Source organism: Roseibium sp., assembly GCF_965233565.1.
In the GTDB taxonomy this organism is placed as follows: domain Bacteria; phylum Pseudomonadota; class Alphaproteobacteria; order Rhizobiales; family Stappiaceae; genus Roseibium.
Window position 1 is genome coordinate 2,082,145 of record NZ_OZ247494.1, and the last position, 18,088, is coordinate 2,100,232.

Genomic DNA, 18,088 nt, shown 5'->3' on the forward strand with positions numbered 1-18,088 from the left:
TCGCGGTAAGCTTGCTTCCGTCAACAGAGAAGGTGTGTCCATGGCTACCCAGCACTCCCGCTCCGCCGCCCGCATCATGATGGCGCCCGCTGTCATTCTGCTGCTCGGCTGGATGCTCATCCCGCTCACGATGACCCTGGTGTTCTCGTTCAAGAAATACCTGCCGCTGCGCGGTGGCGATCTCGGATGGGTGGGGTTCGACAACTATGTCCGCTTCGTTTCCTCCAGCGCCTTCTGGCCCAGCGTCCAGACGACCCTGATCATTGTCGGTGGCGTGCTGGTCATCACCATTGTCTTCGGCGTCCTGCTGTCGATCCTTCTCGACCAGCCCATGTGGGGCCAGGGCATTGTCCGCATCCTCGTGATCGCGCCGTTCTTTGTCATGCCCACGGTCTCCGCGCTTGTCTGGAAAAACATGTTCATGGATCCGGTGAACGGTCTCTTCGCCCATTTGTGGAAGGCCTTCGGCGCCCAGCCAATCGAGTGGCTCAGCGATGCCTCGCTTTTTTCCATTATCCTGATCGTGTCCTGGCAGTGGCTCCCCTTTGCCACCCTGATCCTGCTGACGGCAATTCAGTCGCTCGACAGTGAACAGCTGGAAGCCGCCGAAATGGACGGCGCGCCGCCGCTGTCCCGCTTCGCCTTCATCATCCTGCCGCACCTGTCGCGCGCCATCACCATTGTGGTGCTGATCCAGACGATCTTCCTGCTTGCGATCTTCGCGGAGATCTTCGTCACCACAAGCGGCGCCTTCGGCACTAGAACCCTCACCTACCTGATCTTCCAGCGGGTTCTGGAAAGCCAGAATGTCGGCCTCGGATCGGCAGGCGGTGTCTACGCAATCATTCTCGCCAACATCGTTGCCATCTTCCTGATGCGCATCGTCGGCAAAAACCTGGACACCTGAGGAGGGACTGCACATGGCACGCGCTGTTACCACCCGCCGCAAGACGATCAACACGATGGCCGCCTGGGCCATCGGCCTCCTGATCTTCTTCCCGATCCTCTGGACCATCCTGACCAGCTTCAAGACGGAAGCCCAGGCGATCAACGACCCGCCGCTGTTCCTGTTCTTCGACTGGACACTGGAGAACTATTCCATCGTTCAGGAACGCTCAGACTATATGCGTTTCCTCTGGAACTCGGTGATCATTGCCGGCGGTTCGACCGTCCTTGGGCTGATCATTGCGGTCCCGGCGGCCTGGTCGATGGCCTTCGTGCCCTCCAAACGCACCAAGGACATCCTGATGTGGATGCTGTCCACCAAGATGCTGCCCGCCGTCGGCGTGCTTTATCCGATCTATCTCCTGTTCATTCAACTGGGTCTCCTGGATACCCGCGTGGGTCTGACCATCGTGATGATGCTGATCAACCTGCCGATCATCGTCTGGATGCTCTACACCTACTTCAAGGAAATCCCCGGCGAGATCCTGGAAGCAGCCCGTATGGACGGGGCCACGTTGAAAGAGGAAATTCTCTATATCCTCACGCCGATGGCCATTCCCGGAATTGCCTCCACGATGCTGCTCAACTTCATCCTGGCCTGGAACGAAGCGTTCTGGACCTTGAACCTGACGGCCGCCAAGGCCGCGCCCCTCACCGCATTCATTGCCAGCTATTCCAGCCCGGAAGGCCTTTTCTACGCCAAGCTCAGCGCCGCCTCGACCATGGCGATTGCCCCCATCCTGATCCTCGGATGGTTCAGCCAGAAACAGCTTGTGCGCGGCCTCACCTTCGGCGCGGTTAAATAGGAGACGGACCATGGGTCAGATTACCCTTAATCAGATCACCAAGAGTTTCGGCGACGTCCAGGTGATCCCGCCGCTGGATCTGCAAATCAACGATGGTGAATTCGTTGTCTTTGTCGGCCCCTCGGGATGCGGCAAGTCCACGCTGCTGCGTCTGATCGCGGGCTTGGAGGACACAACGAGCGGCCAGATCACCATCGACGGCAAGGACGCGACCGAAGTGCCACCTGCCAAGCGCGGTCTTGCCATGGTGTTCCAGTCCTATGCGCTCTACCCGCACATGTCGGTGCGCAAGAACATCGCCTTTCCGCTGCGTATGGCCGGTCTCGACAAGGACGCCCAGAACGCGAAGGTGGAAGCGGCCGCGAAGGTCCTGAACCTGACGGACTACCTGGACCGACGGCCGGGACAGCTGTCCGGCGGCCAGCGTCAGCGCGTTGCCATCGGCCGCGCCATTGTCCGCGAGCCGGCGGCCTTCCTGTTCGACGAACCGCTGTCGAACCTGGATGCGGCGTTGCGTGTCAACATGCGCCTGGAAATCTCCGAGCTGCACCAGTCGCTCCAGACGACGATGATCTATGTCACCCATGACCAGGTTGAGGCAATGACCATGGCCGACAAGATCGTCGTGCTGCAGGCAGGTGTCATCGAGCAGGTCGGCTCGCCGCTGGATCTTTATCACACGCCGCGCAACAAGTTCGTCGCCGGCTTCATCGGTTCGCCGAAGATGAATTTCCTGATGGGCGCCTATGCGTCCGAATATGACGCCACCACCATCGGCATCCGGCCAGAGCATCTGACGGTTTCGGCGAACGAGGGCAAGTGGCAGGGCACTGTCGGTGTGTCCGAGCATCTGGGGTCCGACACGTTCCTGTATGTCGAGATCGACGGGTTGGATGAGCCGCTTACCGTGCGCTCTTCCGGCGAGGTCGGCCTGCGCCACGGCGACACCGTCTATCTCACGCCGGATCCGGAAAAGATTCACCGTTTCGACAACCAGGGCCTGAGGATCGCATGACGCGCCTGACCGGAAAATCCGCGCTGATCACCGGCGCCGCCCGCGGCATCGGCAAGGCTTTTGCCGAACGTTATGTGGCCGAAGGCGCAACAGTCGCCATCGGCGATATCAACCTGGCCGGTGCCGAGGCAGCGGCGGCCGAGATCGGTCCGGGTACCTATGCGGTCGAGCTAGATGTCACCGATCAGGCCTCGATCGACGCCGCGATCGGAGCCATCGAAGCCAGAACGGGAGGTCTTGACATCCTGATCAACAACGCGGCGCTGTTCGATCTCGCACCCATCGTGGAAATCACCCGCGACAGCTACGACCGGCTGTTCAAGATCAATGTCGGAGGCGCGCTGTTCACGCTGCAGGCCGCCGCCAGGTCGATGATCCGGCGCGGTCAGGGCGGCAAGATCATCAACATGGCGAGCCAGGCAGGCCGGCGCGGCGAGGCTCTTGTGGGCGTTTACTGCGCCACCAAGGCCGCCGTGATCAGCCTGACCCAGTCCGCTGGCCTCGACCTCATCAAACACGGCATCAACGTCAATGCCATCGCCCCCGGTGTGGTCGACGGCGAACACTGGGACGGCGTCGACGCGCTCTTCGCCAAACATGAAGGCCTTCAACCCGGCGAAAAAAAGGCCGCGGTCGGAGCCGCAGTGCCCTTTGGCCGCATGGGCACCGCCGATGACCTGACCGGCATGGCGGTTTTCCTGGCGAGTTCCGACGCCGATTACGTGGTCGCGCAGACCTACAACGTCGATGGCGGCAACTGGATGAGCTGACCATGACCCAAGAGTTGAACAACACTGTGCTCACGACCCTTCCAAGCAATATTGCCAGGCCGGCCTATCACCGGGACGACCTGTCGCCCGGCATCCTCCATATTGGTGTCGGAAACTTTCACCGGGCCCATCAGGCGGTCTATCTGAACAGGTTGTTCGACACTGGCGAAAGCCTCGACTGGGCCATCATTGGCGCCGGGCTGAAACCCTATGACGCGGCCATGCGCGATCGTCTCGCACCGCAGGACTGGCTGACCACCGTGGTCGAACTGGCGCCCGAAGGTCTGAACGCACTGGTCTGTGGCGCCATGATCGACTTCCTGGAGGTCGATCCGGCACAGCTCGTGGAGCGTCTCTGCCAACCGGACATCCGCATCGTCTCGCTGACGATCACTGAGGGCGGCTATTTTGTGGATCCGAACACTGGTGGCTTTGATGCTGCGCATCCTGAGATCCTCGCTGATCTACACCGCCCGGACGCCCCCAAAACCGTTTTCGGCGCCCTTGTCTCTGCTCTCCTCAAGCGGCGGAACAGCAGCCTTGCCCCTTTCACGGTCATGTCCTGCGACAACCTGCCGGAAAACGGTCATATCGCCCGTCAGGCCGTTGCCGGGTTTGCGCGCGCTCTGTCCAACGAAGCAGGCGACTGGGTTGAAGAGAATGTCGCCTTTCCAAGCGGCATGGTGGATTGCATCACCCCGGCAACTGGTGACCGGGAACGCCAGCTCGTCCGGGAGACCTTTGGCCTCGCCGACGCGGCGCCTGTGGTCTGCGAACCGTTCCGCCAGTGGGTTCTGGAAGACAATTTCCCGACGGGCCGGCCGGCCCTGGAAAAGGTCGGCGTTGAGTTCGTCGAAGACGTTGCCCCTTACGAGTTGATGAAGCTGCGTATCCTGAATGGCGGTCACGCGGCGATTGCCTATCCCGGCGCCCTGCTTGGACATCACTTCGTCCATGACGCAATGGCCGATCCGCTGATCCAGGCCTATCTGAAGCGGCTCGAGAAACAGGAAATCCTGCCCACGGTTCCGCAAATTCCTGGCGTCAGTTTCGAAGCCTATCTCGACACAGTGATGGAACGATTTTCCAATCCGGCCGTCGGCGATACCATTCCGCGCCTCTGCCTTGACGGTTCAAACCGCCAGCCGAAATTCATTCTACCTGCCATTCAGGACCGGCTGGACCGGAGCCTCTCCATCACGGGCCTCGCCCTTGAAACTGCGCTTTGGTGCCGCTACTGCCTGGGCAGAGACGAACAGGGCAACACGCATGTCATCGAGGACGAAAGCGCCGATCTCCTTCACGCCTGGGCCCGCAGCGTCTTCGAAGGCGATCCGGAACTGTCCACATTGCCAGAGCTGTTTGGCACACTGGCAACGCACGAGGCCTTCCTGAGGGCCTTCCGTCATGCAGTGGAAAGGATCAGGGCAAACGGCGTTGCCGCAACGCTCAAGAGCTACGTGGACGGTACTTTCTCCGCAGCTGCCCCGGATCAGAAAGCAACAGCCTAAACGCACCGGATAATCGTGTTTGAACCAAACCTGATTTGCGCATTTGCCGAAGCAGCGCACCGAGGAAAGCCTGCATCGTCTGGCAAATTGCCGGTCAAGTGAACGGGCCCGGTCACTCGCCTTCCATCGGCACAATCACCGGTCGCGCGCCCGTGTGCGGGATGATTTCCAGTGGGAAATCATAGGCCTTTGACAGGAGTTCGGGCTGCATCACCTCATCCCTTGTCCCGAAGGCAAGCCGTTCGCCGTTCCGCATGACCAGCACCTTGTCGGCAAAGGCGGCTGTCAGGTTGAGGTCATGCATGACGGCAACGACACCGCCACCCCGGGCTGCATAGGCCGCCGCCAGACGCATGATCTGGTATTGGTGCTTGATGTCGAGGCTGGAGACCGGCTCGTCGAGAAACAGCCAGCGTGGAGGTCCGTCGGCCGGTAAAGGGTCCCAGACCTGGCACAACACGCGGGCCAGCTGCACGCGTTGCTGCTCACCGCCGGACAGATCCTGGTAGGTACGACCTTCAAATCCGGCGAGCCCGACCCGGCCGAGCGCGTCGGCGATCCGGCGGGATCTTTCCTGCCGTCCGCGACGGCGGTCGATCAGCCCGAGACCGACCACTTCCGAAACATTGAGCGGAAAGGAGATCTGACTTGCCTGTGGCAAGACGCCCCTGAGTTCGGCCTGGAACTCCGGCGCAAGACCACTGACCTCCAGCCCGGCCAGCCGGATCGCGCCAGCATAGGGCATCTCTCCTGTCATCGCCCGCATCAAGGTGGTTTTGCCAGAACCGCTCGGGCCGATGATCGCCAGAAGTTCTCCGGCCCTGGCATGACAGGAAATGTCCTTGACGATCTGCGTCCTGCCAACCGATACCGAAGCCCGGTCAAGCACAAGATCGGATGTCAGCGACACGCCTTCAGAAACCGGTTGATGCAGCATCACGTCCTCCTCAAAGGCCCATCAGCCCGCGCTTGCGCAGCAGGATCCACAAGAAGAATGGCGCACCGGCAAAAGCGGTGATGATGCCGATCGGCATTTCGGCCGGGACCACAATCGTTCGGGCCAGCGTGTCGGCGGCAATCAGGAGGCACGCTCCCAAGAGAGCCGAGGCCGGTAGCAAATATCGATGATCCGGCCCGATGGTCAGGCGCAGGAGATGCGGCACGACGATGCCGACAAACCCGATGCCTCCACTGACGGCAACCGATGCGCCTGTCGCCGCAGCGACGAGAACAATGCTGAGATTTTTCAGGCGCTGAACCCGAATGCCGATATGGCTGGCGGCCGCTTCACCAAGTGTCAGGGCGTTGAGCCCCCTGGCCAGAAAAGGAACACAGACCAACATCAGCAAAATAATAGGCGCAGCCGACAAAACCTTTTCCCAGTTAGACCCAGCCAGGGAGCCAAGTCCCCAGAACTGGAGGTCGCGCAGCTCCTGGTCATCAGCGACATAAACCAGAAGTCCCGTCATCGCACCGGTCAAGGCGCCGAGGGCAATGCCCGCCAGCAGCAAGGTTGCAACGGACGTGATGCCACCGCGCGTGCCGATCCGGTAGAGCAACAGTGTTGTGATCAGGCCGCCGGCGAACGCAGCCAGCGGAACCGCATAAATCCCGAGCAGGGCCATTGCCGGTGCCAGCAACGTGTTGCCGAGCACGATGAAGCAAGCAGCTCCAAGGCCGGCACCTGCAGAGACCCCAACGATTCCCGGGTCCGCCAGCGGGTTTCGAAAGAGGCCCTGCATGACCGCGCCGGAGACAGCCAGAGCTGCTCCGACAAGAGCACCGAGCGTGACACGCGGCAACCGAATATCCATGACCACGATCCAGTCGCGCAACGAAACGCCTTCGGGCGCACCTTCGATCGACGACAGAAAATAGGCTGGGAAATGCGGAACGATGTCCAGCACGGGCACAGCAATGGGGCCGGTCGCCAGGCTGAACAGCATGACAGTGACCGTGGCTAGAACAAGCAAAACGATCACAGCACGCGCGCGCGGCTCCCGATCGCCGTGCCTGGCTTCATGGCTGCCAAACCATCTGGAGAACGGCAAGGAACGCTCCGGCAAAGAGGTCTCGGTCATCAGAAGGATCAGCTCCTGATCTCAGCCAGTTGCTCCGCCAGATCGCGGATCGCTTCCGCCGTCCGGGGGCCAAAACCAAGCAGATACTGCCCACCCATCTTGATCAGTCTGTTGTTTTTTCCGGCAGGCGTTTGTGCCAGAGCGGGATGGCTGAAAAGGTCATCTGCATTCGAAGCGTGATTACCCGTCCGGTCCATCATCAGGATCACATCGGGCGCAGCACTCAAAATGGCTTCATCGCTGAGCTGCTTGTAGCCAGGAAACTCGGCAACCGCATTTTCCGCACCAGCGAGTTTAAGAATGCCATCCGCAGCCGTGTCACGACCCGACGCCATGATACGACCGCCACGTGTCGACAAGACGAAAAGTACACGGACCCCTTCGGTTTTACCCGCTGCGTCCGCCTGTGCAGAGTCGAGATCCGCTTCCAGCTTTTCGGCGAGTTCTGCGGCCTTTTTCTCCACACCGAGTGCCTGCCCCACGGCTCTAACCTTGTCGACAATGCCGTCCGCACTGAAATCTTCAGGTACATCGGCAATGGCAACACCGGACTTTTTCAGGACGTCGACAGCCTCTTGCGGTCCGCTGCCTTCCAGCATGAGCAGCAATTCCGGATTAACCGACAGAACGCCTTCCGGTGACAGCCGGCGTATATATCCGACATCCGGCAATGCATTGGCTTCGGCCGGGAAGATGCTTGTGCTGTCACGGGCAATCAACCGGTCCTGTTCCCCCAGCGCGAAAACGATCTCGGTCACCGAACCGCCAATGGCCACGATGCGTTCAGCGTCCGAAGTCTCCGACGGCCCCGCCAAAATCGTTTCGCCCGGCATGACAAGGGCAGCCAAAGTCAAGGCAACTGCGGTGGTAAGTCCGGCAGCCCGTTTGCGATCAATGAGTCTCATTCTGCCGCTCCCAGCTGGATGGCCCGGTCGAGTTTCGGCAGATTCTCCGCAAGTCCGCGCCAGTCGGCACGCTCGCGATTGCCTTCTCCGCGCACACCGAAGAACTGGATGATTTGCTGACCGTCGCTGTCATAGGCCTCAATCGACGTGACATGACCGACATCGGCCGGCTTGCGCACGGCCCAGACCTCATAGATGTGGTCGGTCCTGAGATGCAGATCAAACGACGGATCCATGACGTTGATCCAGGGTCCCTTGTCCATCACGGTTGAAATCTCGCCGGAATGGATCTGGATGCAGCCGCGGTTGCCGACAAAACACATGATTGGAATGCCTTCGGAAGCGGCCAGCCGCAGCAATGCCGGAACGGAGCCCCGATCAAGCGGCCAGGCCCAGGCCTCTCCGGCCAGTTCAAAGGCGCTGACCCTGTCGATGTCCAGATCCTTGAGCAGCCCGTGGAACTGATGCGGGTCGGTCATTGCCTGCCAGCGTTCGCGCAGGATCTCCTGAACACCGTCAGACGGCAGTTTGCGGGAGAACGGTTCGGCATCGGTAACGTTCGGCAAGATGTCAGGGGTCTGATCGTCGAGCAGCAGGGTCTCGACCAACGCAGTCCAGGCGGCCAGGTCCGTTGCCGGGCGCGCATGGATCTTCTGCACCGCATCGCCGTGGGCGTCGAAGAACTGCAGCGACCGGCGCACGTCCTTGCCGTCCGTTTTTTCGACCGCATAGCCATGCACCCAGTTTGCAGGGAACATGCGCGTGTCGATCTGTTCGCCCAGCATCAGTGCCGCCCGCTTGCCGTTTACGAATTTCTCGAACGGGCCGGTCTTTTCATGAACGGCGCTTTCGTTCCGGGTCAGTGCCATTACCTCGCCGACCGTTTGCAGTCCTGAAAAAAGAACTTCGAAATCGGCAACGATTCGCCTGGCGCCGTGGCCGACATGACTGGCCACGAACTCGGCCTCGGAGATGCCCAGCAGCCGCGCCAGATCGCGCTCGCGCATCTTCGGATTCTGCTCCCGCGCCTGACGAATTTCAGCGGCAACTGGCCTGGTTTCAGCGGCAATCTGTTCGGCTTTCATGGGTCCTGCCCTCAAGGTCTGTGGCTCGTATCACGCGAGCGATGCACTCAGCTTCATTCTGCTAAAGGACTGAGACTGCGAGATAATCTTGAACTCTTCTAAAGAGGCAAATTCTCTGCGCGATCGCGATCTAATACTTGACTCTTATATTCATGTTTCATTATCACCGCAATACCTGAGTCAGTGACTCATGTTTAAAAAACGCCGATCGAGGGGCGGCGAAAAGGACGCGAACAACGCGCATTCTTGGAGATTTTGATGGGGCTCAAGCAGACCTTTAACAACCGCCTTCTTGGCGGCGTTGCCCTGTGGGTACTCGCTTTTAGCGGCGGGGCGTTCGCGCAGGACAACACGGCCGATCAGAACGGAACCCAGACAGAAGCAGAGACAGCTCTTCCGTCTGGCGACACGGTTTCCGTGTTGCAACAGATCGTCGTCAGTGCCGGCATCCCGAAAGTTGCCATCGACACGCCTCAGGCAGTCACGGTTCTCGATCAGGAGGCCATCGACGCGCAGCAGGCCCGTACGATCGGGGACATTTTCAACGAAGTGCCCGGCGTCACGCCAATCGGTTCGAATTCCGTATTCGGCGAAAGTATCAATATCCGCGGTATCGGCGAGTCCCTGTCCGGAGACGAAACCCGGATCATCATCCAGGTCGACGGCGTCAACAAGTTCTACGAGCAGTACCGGATGGGCTCTTTCTTCTCCGACCCGGAACTCTACAAACAGGTGGAAGTGCTGCGCGGACCGGCGTCTTCAACGCTCTATGGCTCTGGTGCGATGGGAGGCGTCGTGACCTTCACCACCAAGGACGCCAGCGATTTCCTGGCTCCGGGTGACATGTTGGGCGGACGCGTGAAGACCTCCTGGGATTCCAACGGCAACGGTTGGCTGGGCAGTGCAATCATTGCCGCCCAACCGGTGAAGAATCTTGAGCTGCTCGGCGCGCTCAATTACCGCCAGTCTCAGGATCTGACGGATGGTCACGGCGACAAGATCGGCGACTCCGATTTCAACTCCGTCAACGGGCTGATCAAGGCGCGCTACACTTTCGGTGAAAATGACGATCAATCGGTCTTCGCGAGCTATCAAAACTGGTCGAGCGACGAGGACAATCAGAATTACGACCAGATCGCCTGGGGCACGAGCTTCGGCGACGTCGACCGGGAAGTAACCGATCAGACCGCCATTCTGGGCTACGAGAACGCCTTCTCCGGCAACGATCTCCTTGATGTCAAAGCCCAGGTCAGCTGGTCGGACACGCACGTCAAGCAGAAGAACCAGGACCAGATCTGTTTCAGTCCCACCTTTTGCTACTACCCGTTCGGCTACAACTCCGAATACTCCTACGAGACCTACCAGGCCAAGATCGATAACGTCGCCACATTCGAGCTGAGCGACACCTGGATGGCCTACCTGACCACCGGCCTGGACGGCCAGTACCAGGAACGACGCAATCCGCGAGATTTCGGCTCCTATACCCGCAGCGGCTCCGGCTCTCACCCGGAAGGGGATTCGACATCTGCCGGCGTCTATGCCCAGGCTGAGTTCATCTGGAACGACCGTGTCACGCTGATCCCCGGCATGCGCATTGATTACAGCAACGTTCACGTCGGCAGCTATGTCAACAGCAGCGGAAACAGGGTCAATCTCAACGAGGACAAGACCAAATTCGGCTATTCACCGAAGCTGGCCGCGATGGTCAAGATGACCGACTGGCTTGGCGTGTTCGGCTCGGTCGCCCACACCGAACGCCTGCCGTCGCTCGATGAAGTCTTTTCCAACTACACGGTCAACGCGATCCAGAAGGAACAATCGAACAACTTCGAGGTCGGCATGACGCTGTCCTTCGATGATCTGATTGTCAGCGGTGACGCCTTCCGCCTGAAGGGCACCGCCTTCCGCAACAACATCACCAACTACTATGCCAGCTACTGGAACGGCACGTCGGTGGTCACGGAGATCATTCCGAAGACCCGCTATGAGGGCCTGGAACTCGAGGCATCCTACGTCACCGACAGCGTCTACGGCACCCTCGGCGCCTCGCTGATCCGCGGAGAAAATGTCAGCACGGGTGGCTACATGAATGCCGTGCCTGCCGACAACGCCTTTTTGAAAATCGGCTATGTACACCGGCCATGGAACCTCGATTTCGGCTGGAAAGGAGACTTCTACGCCGCCCAGGACCGCGTCGGTGATTCCGAGGACGAAACCGCCGGCTACGTCCTGCACAATCTATATGCTGCCTGGAAACCGACGGAAGGCCACCTGGCCGGTAGCGAGTTCCGGTTCAACATCGACAATGTCTTCGACAAGTCCTACCAGCACCATCTCAGCAACGACGAAGGTGCCGGCCGGAGTTTCAAGTTGAGCTTCGCAAAGACATTCTGACCCTTGATCCGCCGCTTGTCCCCGCGGGCGGCGGATCATTCAACCTGTTCAACACCAAAAACTCAGGGCCCCGGAAACGTCTCCCGCCAGCGCCGCAGGAAGGTTTCCCGTGTCAAGGCATCCAGCGCCACCATCAGTGCCGGCGACAGGCCGATCGGGCGCAAGGCCGTCGGGCTGACCGCTTCGCCCTCATTGCCATCTTCGCCTTCCAGCAACGGACTGATCAGGAGTGTCTCCTGCAACGCGGTGATGCCTTCCGGCGACAGCAGGAAGTCGAGGAACTGCTCCGCGGCAGCCTTGTTGACCGCATCCTTCGGGATCATCAACGCGCGCGACAGCACCAGAGTGTAATCGGACGGCAAGACAATACCGATGCGGTCGTCTTCCCGCTGGTATCCCTGGGCATAGGAGCCCAGAACGTTATAAGCCACCAGGTATTTGCCTTCAGCCACACTGCGGATGATGTCGGCGGAACAGCAGGTTGAAACAGCGCCCGAACGTCCAAGCGATTCCTGCAATGCACCGAACGTGGTCGCTTCCTGGGCGTCGGCAAACGCGAAAAGATAGCCAAGTCCGGATTGTTCGATGTCATAGGTGGCCACCCGCCCCGCATATGGGGTGTCGGCCGGCCGCAGCAGGTCAAGCAGGTCGAACCGGGTTTGCGGAATGTCTGCCACCGGCACAAGATCCCGGTTGAAGACCATCACTGCCGGTTCCCGGGTAATGCCCCAGAGTTCGTTCCTCCATCTGAGCGCAGCCGGAAGCTCTGCTGTCAACCGCGACGAGTAGGACCAGGCGCAGGCCTCGTTGACCAGTTTCACCATCTGGTGCACCCCGGAGCTGATCACGATATCTGCCCCCGGCCGTTTCTCCCGGCAATCCTGGCGGCTGAGGCTGTAGAGCCCGTTTGACCCCCATTGCTCGTACCGGACCTGCAGATCCGGACGGGTCTCAAGGAACCGTTCGACCACAGGCCCGAAGACCGAGATATCGGTGGTTGAGCGCAGCACGAAGACCTCGGCCGGAGCTGCCGCACCAAAAACGCGGATCATCTCCTGGGCCTGGACAGTGCACCCAGTCCAGACAAGAAACACCCAAAGGAACATGAGCCTGAAGACGCAGCGGTCACTCATGACGTCCACTCCGGCGCGCCATCAAACTCGAGCGACGCGCGGAACGTCCCGCGCTCCGTTCGTTCAAGCTTGAGCTCGCCGCCAAAGGACAGGGCGACGGAATGGGCAATGGCAAGTCCGAGACCGGAACTTGCCTGCCGGGACAGCGTGCCCTTGTTGAACCGGTTGCCGAGTTCCGCCAACACCTCCTCCGCCGGCCCCGAACCGCTGTCTTCGACCCAGATCGCTGCGCGTTTGCCTGACTGCGTTGCACCGACCCGGACCGGTGACGCTCCGTATTTGACCGCATTGCTGAGCAGGTTTTTCAGCGCCTCTCTCAAGGAAGGCTCGTCGGCCATCACGATGACCGGCCGTTCGCCGATTTCCAGTTGAACGTCGAATTCGGGATTGAGGATTGCGTGGTCACCATCCTCGAAAACGTCGAGCGCGATGTCGCGCATGTCGACGGCCTCCCGGCGGGCGCTGTCACCCCGGTGAATCACCAGTGCCTGGGCCAGCATCTGGTCGAGCAGCCGGCCAAGACTCGCGGATCGGGTCTGGATGCGCTCGACGATCTTCTCCTTGCGCCCCAGATCAGGCTCGTCCTCGAAAAGATCCGCCTGTGCCCTGAGCGCCGCCACCGGTGTGCGCAATTGGTGGGCCGTATCGGAAATGAGGTGTCGCATGGAATTCATCTGCCGGTCGAGACGAGCCATGAAACCGTTGAGCGCGCTGATCATCACCTGCGTCTCCCGGGGAACGGAGGTGTCGAGCGGCGTCAGGTCATGCGGGTCTCGCCGCGACAGCCCCCCGGCGATGGTCTCAAGCGGTTTCAGCACCGAACGCACGACGATCACGGACAATAGAATCATGGCAAGGCCTGACGCCGCCAGAACGTAAAGCGCGTTCCGGGTGATTTCATAGGCCATCGCATCGCGGGCCAGCAGCGTCTGGCCGACCACGACCTTGATCGTGCCATTCAAGGTTCGTTCGGCAAAACGGCGGGAGACGACGGCAAAACGGGCGGGTTCGTCAAAGAAACTTCCGTCAAAAAAGCCTTCGTTCAACGGTTTGCGCCCGGAGGGGACTAAAAGTTCATCGTAACCGGTGAGCGTCTCCCCGTCCGGGCCGATGATGCGGTAGCCGATCCGGTCGTCCGGAGCCAGGGCCAGCAACTCGAATGCGGAGACCGGCAGTTCGATTTCCGGTCGTCCGTCCAGCACCGTGATAGCCGAGGCAATGTCCGTGGCCGCCCCCAGAAGCAAGCGGTCGTAGGCCGTGCGGGCGGCCTCCCGGCCATAGGCAAAGGCGGCGATGGAAACGATCACGCCGCCGAAAATCAACAGAAAGGCGATGCCGAGGGCCACGCGGGCCGTCAGTGACAGCGTGGCCAGCCGGCGCAGCAGGTCAGTCATCGGCATCCAGCTTGTAGCCAAGCCCTCTCTGGGTCTCGATGCGGACCGAGCACCCCGACAGCTTCTTGCGCAGCCTGGCAATATAGAGCTCCAGCGCATTCATGCTGACATCCGTGTCCTGAAAACTGAAAACACCTTCAAACAGGCGCTCCTTGCTGACAGTCTTGCCGCGATTGTGGATCAGGATCTCCAGCAGCGAAAACTCGCGCCGGGTCAAGCTTATGGGGCTGTCATCCCGCCGAACCAGCCGCGCGGAGGCGTTGAAGGTCAGATTGCCGATCCGGAACTCTTCCGCCTTGTCGGCGAGCTCACGCCGGTAGAGCGCCCGGATGCGCGCCTCCAGTTCGCGATGATCGAACGGTTTGACCAGATAATCATCCGCGCCCGAATCCAGCGACGACACCCGGTTGTCGACCGAAAACTCCGCTGTCAGCATCAGGACGGGTGTCCGGTCACCGCGGCTCCGCAACTCCTTCAGGAGTTCGGTTCCAAGCCCGTCGGGCAGATTGATGTCCAGAACGATCACGTCATAGCGCTGGACCTCGACACAGTCCCGCGCCTCCTCCAGCGTCTTGGCCAGGTCGCAGGCAACACCGGAGCGTTCCAGCCGGATCATGATCGCCTCGGCCATGTCAAACGTGTCTTCAACCAGCAGCAAACGCACTGACTTTGTCCTCCCGGCGCCAAGCATTGCATCGCCCATTTGCCACATGCAAGCGATCTGACAGGGTTTGACAGGTTGGTGACAGGGTTCGGCGTTACGCTGGGTTCACATCCGTTGGGAGGACCCGCAGCCAGCGGCACAGCGGATACCAAGGGCTGGCAAACAGTCCGGAGATTTTGGAGGAAAGACAACATGGCATTCAAACCAACCCGCCTTCTGCTGGCGGCAGCCTTCCTTGGCGCATCCGCGTTCGGCGTCTCTGCTGCCGACTTCAAGCCGGAGAACCCGGAATGCATCGCCCCGGCCAACCCGGGCGGTGGCTGGGACTTCACCTGCCGCCAGGTCGGCAAGACCCTTCAGGACCTGAAGCTGCTCGACAAGACCATGCAGGTCGTCAACCTCGCCGGCGGCGGCGGCGGTGTGGCCTTTGCCGAAGTGGTCAACAAGCGCGGCGACGACAACGACCTGATCGTGGCAGCCTCCTCGGCGACCGCAACCCGCCTCGCCCAGGGCGCCTATCCGGGCAACACCATGGATCAGGTGCGCTGGCTTGCCACTATCGGCGCCGACTATGGCGTGATCGCTGTTGCTGCCGACAGTGACATCAACACGCTTCCCGAGCTGCTTGAGAAGATCAAGACCGATCCGACCTCCGTCTCCGTGGCCGGCGGGTCTGCTGTTGGTGGCTGGGATCACCTGAAAGTCCTGATCGCCGCCAATGCCTATGGCATCGACGATGTGCGCTCGGTCAAGTACATCGCCTTTGACGGCGGCGGCGAAGCCGTAACCCAGCTCCTGGCTGACAGCGTCCAGGCCTTTACCGGCGACATCTCCGAAGCCAAGGGCTTTGTCGACAGCGGCGACATCAAGGTGATCGCCGTTTTGGCACCGGACCGTCTGCCGGGTGAGTTCGCCGACTTCCCGACCGCCAAGGAACAGGGCATCGACGCCATCGGCGCCAACTGGCGCGGGTTCTACGCCCCGGGCAACATGTCCGACGAAGCTTACGATGCCTGGGTGGCGGCAATCGCCAACCTTTATGCCAGCGAAGAGTGGAAAGGCATCATGGCCGCCAATGGCCTGGCACCGCTCGACCTGCAGGGCGCAGCCTTCCAGGAATTTGTCGGCAACTCCGTTCAGCAGATCCAGGACATCTCCAAAGAGATCGGCATCATCAAATAAACGGGCCACATCCCAACTTTAGGGGCACACTTCACTGTGCCCCTTTTCTTTTTCTTCAATCCCGCGCAGACGGCCGCCAGGGGCTGGCCCGCCTGCAGGAAGGTACCCTCATGAGCGACCGCGTCTTTGGAGTGGTCGGGCTTCTCCTCGCACTCGGATATGCCTGGGCCGCTCTCAATATCGAAGAAAGTTTCCTGTCCGACGCCGTCGGACCGAAAGCGTTCCCCCTCATCATGGCAGCCGTTCTCGGACTGTCTTCCCTGGTCATCATCGCAAAGCCGGACAAGGCACCGGAATGGCCGTCCTTCATGCGCTTCATGGAAGTGGGCGCGGCCATCATCGTGATGATCCTCTACGCGATTTTCCTGCCCGAGCTTGGCTTTGTCATCGCCACCGCGCTGGCGGCAACCTATCTCACCTGGCGCCTTGGCACCCGGCCGCTGTCATCGGTTGTTTCCGGCTGCGCGACTTCGGTCGGCATCTATGCCGTCTTCCACCTCGTTCTTGGCCTGTCTCTGGCCAGGGGCCCCTTCGGCTTTTAAGGAGCAGATTTCATGGAAACCCTTGCTTCCCTGGCCGACGGCTTCGCCATCGCGCTGACCTGGCAGAACCTGCTGCTGGCGCTGCTCGGCTGCTTCCTCGGCACCATGATGGGCGCGCTGCCGGGCCTCGGCCCCTCCAACGGCGTCGCCATCCTGATCCCGCTCGCCTTCACGCTCGGTCTCGGTGCCACACCTGCCCTGATCCTTCTGACCTCGGTCTATTACGGGGCCATGTATGGCGGTCGCATCTCGTCGATCCTGCTGAATATTCCAGGTGACGAACCGGCCATGATGACCTGTCTGGACGGCTATCCAATGGCCCAAAAGGGCCGGGCCGGCGAAGCCCTTGCGCTGTCGGGCATCGCGTCTTTCGTCGGCGCGTTCCTGGCGACCTGGGGCCTGATCCTGCTGGCTCCGCAGCTGGTCAAGATCGCGCTCCTGTTCGGCCCGGCAGAATATTTCGCCCTGTTCACCCTGGCATTTGCCACACTCGGAGGCGTTGCCTCGACCAACCAGGCGAAAACAGCCTTCGCCGCCGCGCTCGGCATCGGACTGGCGACCATCGGCGTCGACACCCAGACCGGCGTGCCGCGTTTCACCTTTGGCGAAGTCCATCTTTATGACGGCATCGACTTTCTGGTTGCCATTGTCGGCCTGTTCGCCCTGTCGGAAGTTTTCATCTTCCTGGAGCATCGCCACGGATCTGCGGACGGCTCCGGTCACAAGGTCTCCGTCGGTCGGCTGATGCCCAACTGGTCGGTGATCAAGTCCTGCACGCCAACCATGCTGCGCACCAGCTTCCTCGGCTTCATTGCCGGTGTTCTGCCCGGTGCAGGCGCGTCGCTCGGGTCCTTCATTTCCTACACGATGGAAAAACGCCTGGTCGACAAGGAGAAGACCTTCGGCACCGGCGATCCGCGCGGGGTTGCAGCCCCCGAGGCCGGCAACAATGCGGCCGCCGGCGGCGCGCTGGTGCCGATGCTCGCGCTCGGCGTTCCAGGGTCCGGCACGACGGCCGTCCTGCTCGCCGTGCTGCTGGCGCTCAACATCACGCCGGGCCCGCTGCTCTTCACCCAGCAACCGGACGTGGTCTGGGGTCTGATCGCGGCGCTGTTCATTGCCAACTTCATGCTGCTGGCCATGAACATCCCGATGATCGGCCTGTTCACCCGGGTGCTTTTAATCCCGCCGCGCATCCTGATGCCGATCGTCGCCATGGTCAGCTTTGTCGGCATCTACGGCATTTCCGGTTCATCCTTCGACCTGCTCGTCATGATCGGCTTCGGTGTCATGGGGTGGATCCTGAGAAAGCTCGATGTGCCGCTGGTGCCGATCATTCTCGGAACGCTGCTCGGCAACGCCATGGAAAACAACCTGCGCCGGGCGATCACCATCGACAACGGCAACTGGTGGACGCTGATCGACAGCCCGCTCTCCATCACGCTGTGGACCCTGGCCATCATCGGCTTTGTCCTGCCGATCATCTTCGGCCGCGTCCTGAAGGCGCGCATGCGCCACATGAAGAAGGACGAGGAAGGCGCCGTCATCGATTGACAGGCAAGCAGCCTTTCAACTCAGGCTCCCTTTCCCTGGCCGGGAGAGGGAGCTTTTTTTGCGCGCGGGCGCCTGCACCGCGTTGATGGGAACTTCGCAAAACCTGT

The 18,088-nt window shown here is 60.8% G+C and carries 16 protein-coding genes; 9 read left to right on the forward strand and 7 right to left on the reverse strand.

Features of this window, described 5'->3' with window-relative positions; translation table 11 throughout:
- Positions 1 to 40: 40 nt before the first annotated feature.
- The 5 genes from ACO6TG_RS09590 to ACO6TG_RS09610 are packed head-to-tail and all read left to right on the forward strand — an operon-like array spanning position 41 to position 5,047.
- Positions 41 to 907, forward strand: coding sequence for a carbohydrate ABC transporter permease (locus ACO6TG_RS09590; RefSeq protein ID WP_422377969.1), 867 nt, complete (start codon positions 41 to 43; stop codon positions 905 to 907).
- 13 nt (positions 908 to 920) lie between these two features.
- On the forward strand, positions 921 to 1,751 hold the full coding sequence (locus tag ACO6TG_RS09595) for a carbohydrate ABC transporter permease (RefSeq protein WP_422377970.1): 831 nt from the start codon (positions 921 to 923) through the stop codon (positions 1,749 to 1,751).
- Between the two features lie 10 nt (positions 1,752 to 1,761).
- Positions 1,762 to 2,766, forward strand: coding sequence for an ABC transporter ATP-binding protein (locus tag ACO6TG_RS09600; protein WP_422377971.1), 1,005 nt, complete (start codon positions 1,762 to 1,764; stop codon positions 2,764 to 2,766).
- Positions 2,763 to 3,536 carry an L-iditol 2-dehydrogenase gene (locus ACO6TG_RS09605; RefSeq protein ID WP_422377972.1) on the forward strand — a complete coding sequence of 258 codons (774 nt, stop codon included), beginning with the start codon at positions 2,763 to 2,765 and terminating at the stop codon, positions 3,534 to 3,536. The genes ACO6TG_RS09600 and ACO6TG_RS09605 overlap by 4 nt, the downstream gene beginning before the upstream one ends.
- Before the next feature lie 2 nt (positions 3,537 to 3,538).
- Positions 3,539 to 5,047: a mannitol dehydrogenase family protein gene (locus tag ACO6TG_RS09610; RefSeq protein ID WP_422377973.1), complete on the forward strand. Its 1,509-nt coding sequence runs from the start codon at positions 3,539 to 3,541 to the stop codon at positions 5,045 to 5,047.
- 112 nt (positions 5,048 to 5,159) lie between these two features.
- Here ACO6TG_RS09610 and ACO6TG_RS09615 read toward each other — a convergent pair whose 3' ends face one another.
- From ACO6TG_RS09615 to ACO6TG_RS09630, 4 genes are read right to left on the reverse strand one after another with little or no spacing between them, the layout of a single operon-like run.
- Positions 5,160 to 5,984 (reverse strand): heme ABC transporter ATP-binding protein, encoded by an 825-nt coding sequence (locus ACO6TG_RS09615; protein ID WP_422377974.1) that lies wholly within the window; start codon positions 5,982 to 5,984, stop codon positions 5,160 to 5,162.
- Between the two features lie 10 nt (positions 5,985 to 5,994).
- Entirely contained in the window at positions 5,995 to 7,128 is a 1,134-nt protein-coding gene (locus ACO6TG_RS09620) for a FecCD family ABC transporter permease (RefSeq protein WP_422377975.1), read from the reverse strand.
- Between the two features lie 8 nt (positions 7,129 to 7,136).
- Positions 7,137 to 8,033, reverse strand: coding sequence for a heme/hemin ABC transporter substrate-binding protein (locus ACO6TG_RS09625; RefSeq protein ID WP_422377976.1), 897 nt, complete (start codon positions 8,031 to 8,033; stop codon positions 7,137 to 7,139).
- Positions 8,030 to 9,118: a hemin-degrading factor gene (locus tag ACO6TG_RS09630; protein ID WP_422377977.1), complete on the reverse strand. Its 1,089-nt coding sequence runs from the start codon at positions 9,116 to 9,118 to the stop codon at positions 8,030 to 8,032. Before ACO6TG_RS09630 ends, ACO6TG_RS09625 begins: the two co-directional genes overlap by 4 nt.
- Before the next feature lie 258 nt (positions 9,119 to 9,376).
- Between ACO6TG_RS09630 and ACO6TG_RS09635 the strand changes: the two genes are divergently transcribed.
- Positions 9,377 to 11,512, forward strand: coding sequence for a TonB-dependent receptor domain-containing protein (locus ACO6TG_RS09635; protein WP_422377978.1), 2,136 nt, complete (start codon positions 9,377 to 9,379; stop codon positions 11,510 to 11,512).
- Positions 11,513 to 11,574: 62 nt separating this feature from the next.
- Here the strand turns inward: ACO6TG_RS09635 and ACO6TG_RS09640 are convergent, their stop codons facing one another.
- Genes ACO6TG_RS09640 through ACO6TG_RS09650 form a run of 3 tightly spaced genes read right to left on the reverse strand, consistent with a single transcriptional unit; the run spans position 11,575 to position 14,703 of the window.
- Positions 11,575 to 12,645 (reverse strand): ABC transporter substrate-binding protein, encoded by a 1,071-nt coding sequence (locus tag ACO6TG_RS09640; protein WP_422377979.1) that lies wholly within the window; start codon positions 12,643 to 12,645, stop codon positions 11,575 to 11,577.
- Entirely contained in the window at positions 12,642 to 14,039 is a 1,398-nt protein-coding gene (locus ACO6TG_RS09645) for a sensor histidine kinase N-terminal domain-containing protein (protein WP_422377980.1), read from the reverse strand. The genes ACO6TG_RS09640 and ACO6TG_RS09645 overlap by 4 nt, the downstream gene beginning before the upstream one ends.
- A complete protein-coding gene (locus ACO6TG_RS09650; RefSeq protein ID WP_422377981.1) occupies positions 14,032 to 14,703 on the reverse strand; it encodes a response regulator in 672 nt (223 codons plus the stop codon). The genes ACO6TG_RS09645 and ACO6TG_RS09650 overlap by 8 nt, the downstream gene beginning before the upstream one ends.
- Positions 14,704 to 14,895: 192 nt before the next feature.
- Between ACO6TG_RS09650 and ACO6TG_RS09655 the strand changes: the two genes are divergently transcribed.
- The 3 genes from ACO6TG_RS09655 to ACO6TG_RS09665 all read left to right on the forward strand — a co-directional run bounded on the left by ACO6TG_RS09655 (position 14,896) and on the right by ACO6TG_RS09665 (position 17,981).
- The gene (locus ACO6TG_RS09655; protein ID WP_422377982.1) at positions 14,896 to 15,885 is read left to right on the forward strand and encodes a Bug family tripartite tricarboxylate transporter substrate binding protein; all 990 of its coding nucleotides are present in this window, start codon (positions 14,896 to 14,898) and stop codon (positions 15,883 to 15,885) included.
- Positions 15,886 to 15,995: 110 nt separating this feature from the next.
- Entirely contained in the window at positions 15,996 to 16,427 is a 432-nt protein-coding gene (locus ACO6TG_RS09660) for a tripartite tricarboxylate transporter TctB family protein (protein ID WP_094072212.1), read from the forward strand.
- Between the two features lie 12 nt (positions 16,428 to 16,439).
- Complete coding sequence (locus ACO6TG_RS09665; protein ID WP_422377983.1) at positions 16,440 to 17,981, forward strand: tripartite tricarboxylate transporter permease; 1,542 nt, start codon at positions 16,440 to 16,442, stop codon at positions 17,979 to 17,981.
- Positions 17,982 to 18,088 lie beyond the last annotated feature (107 nt).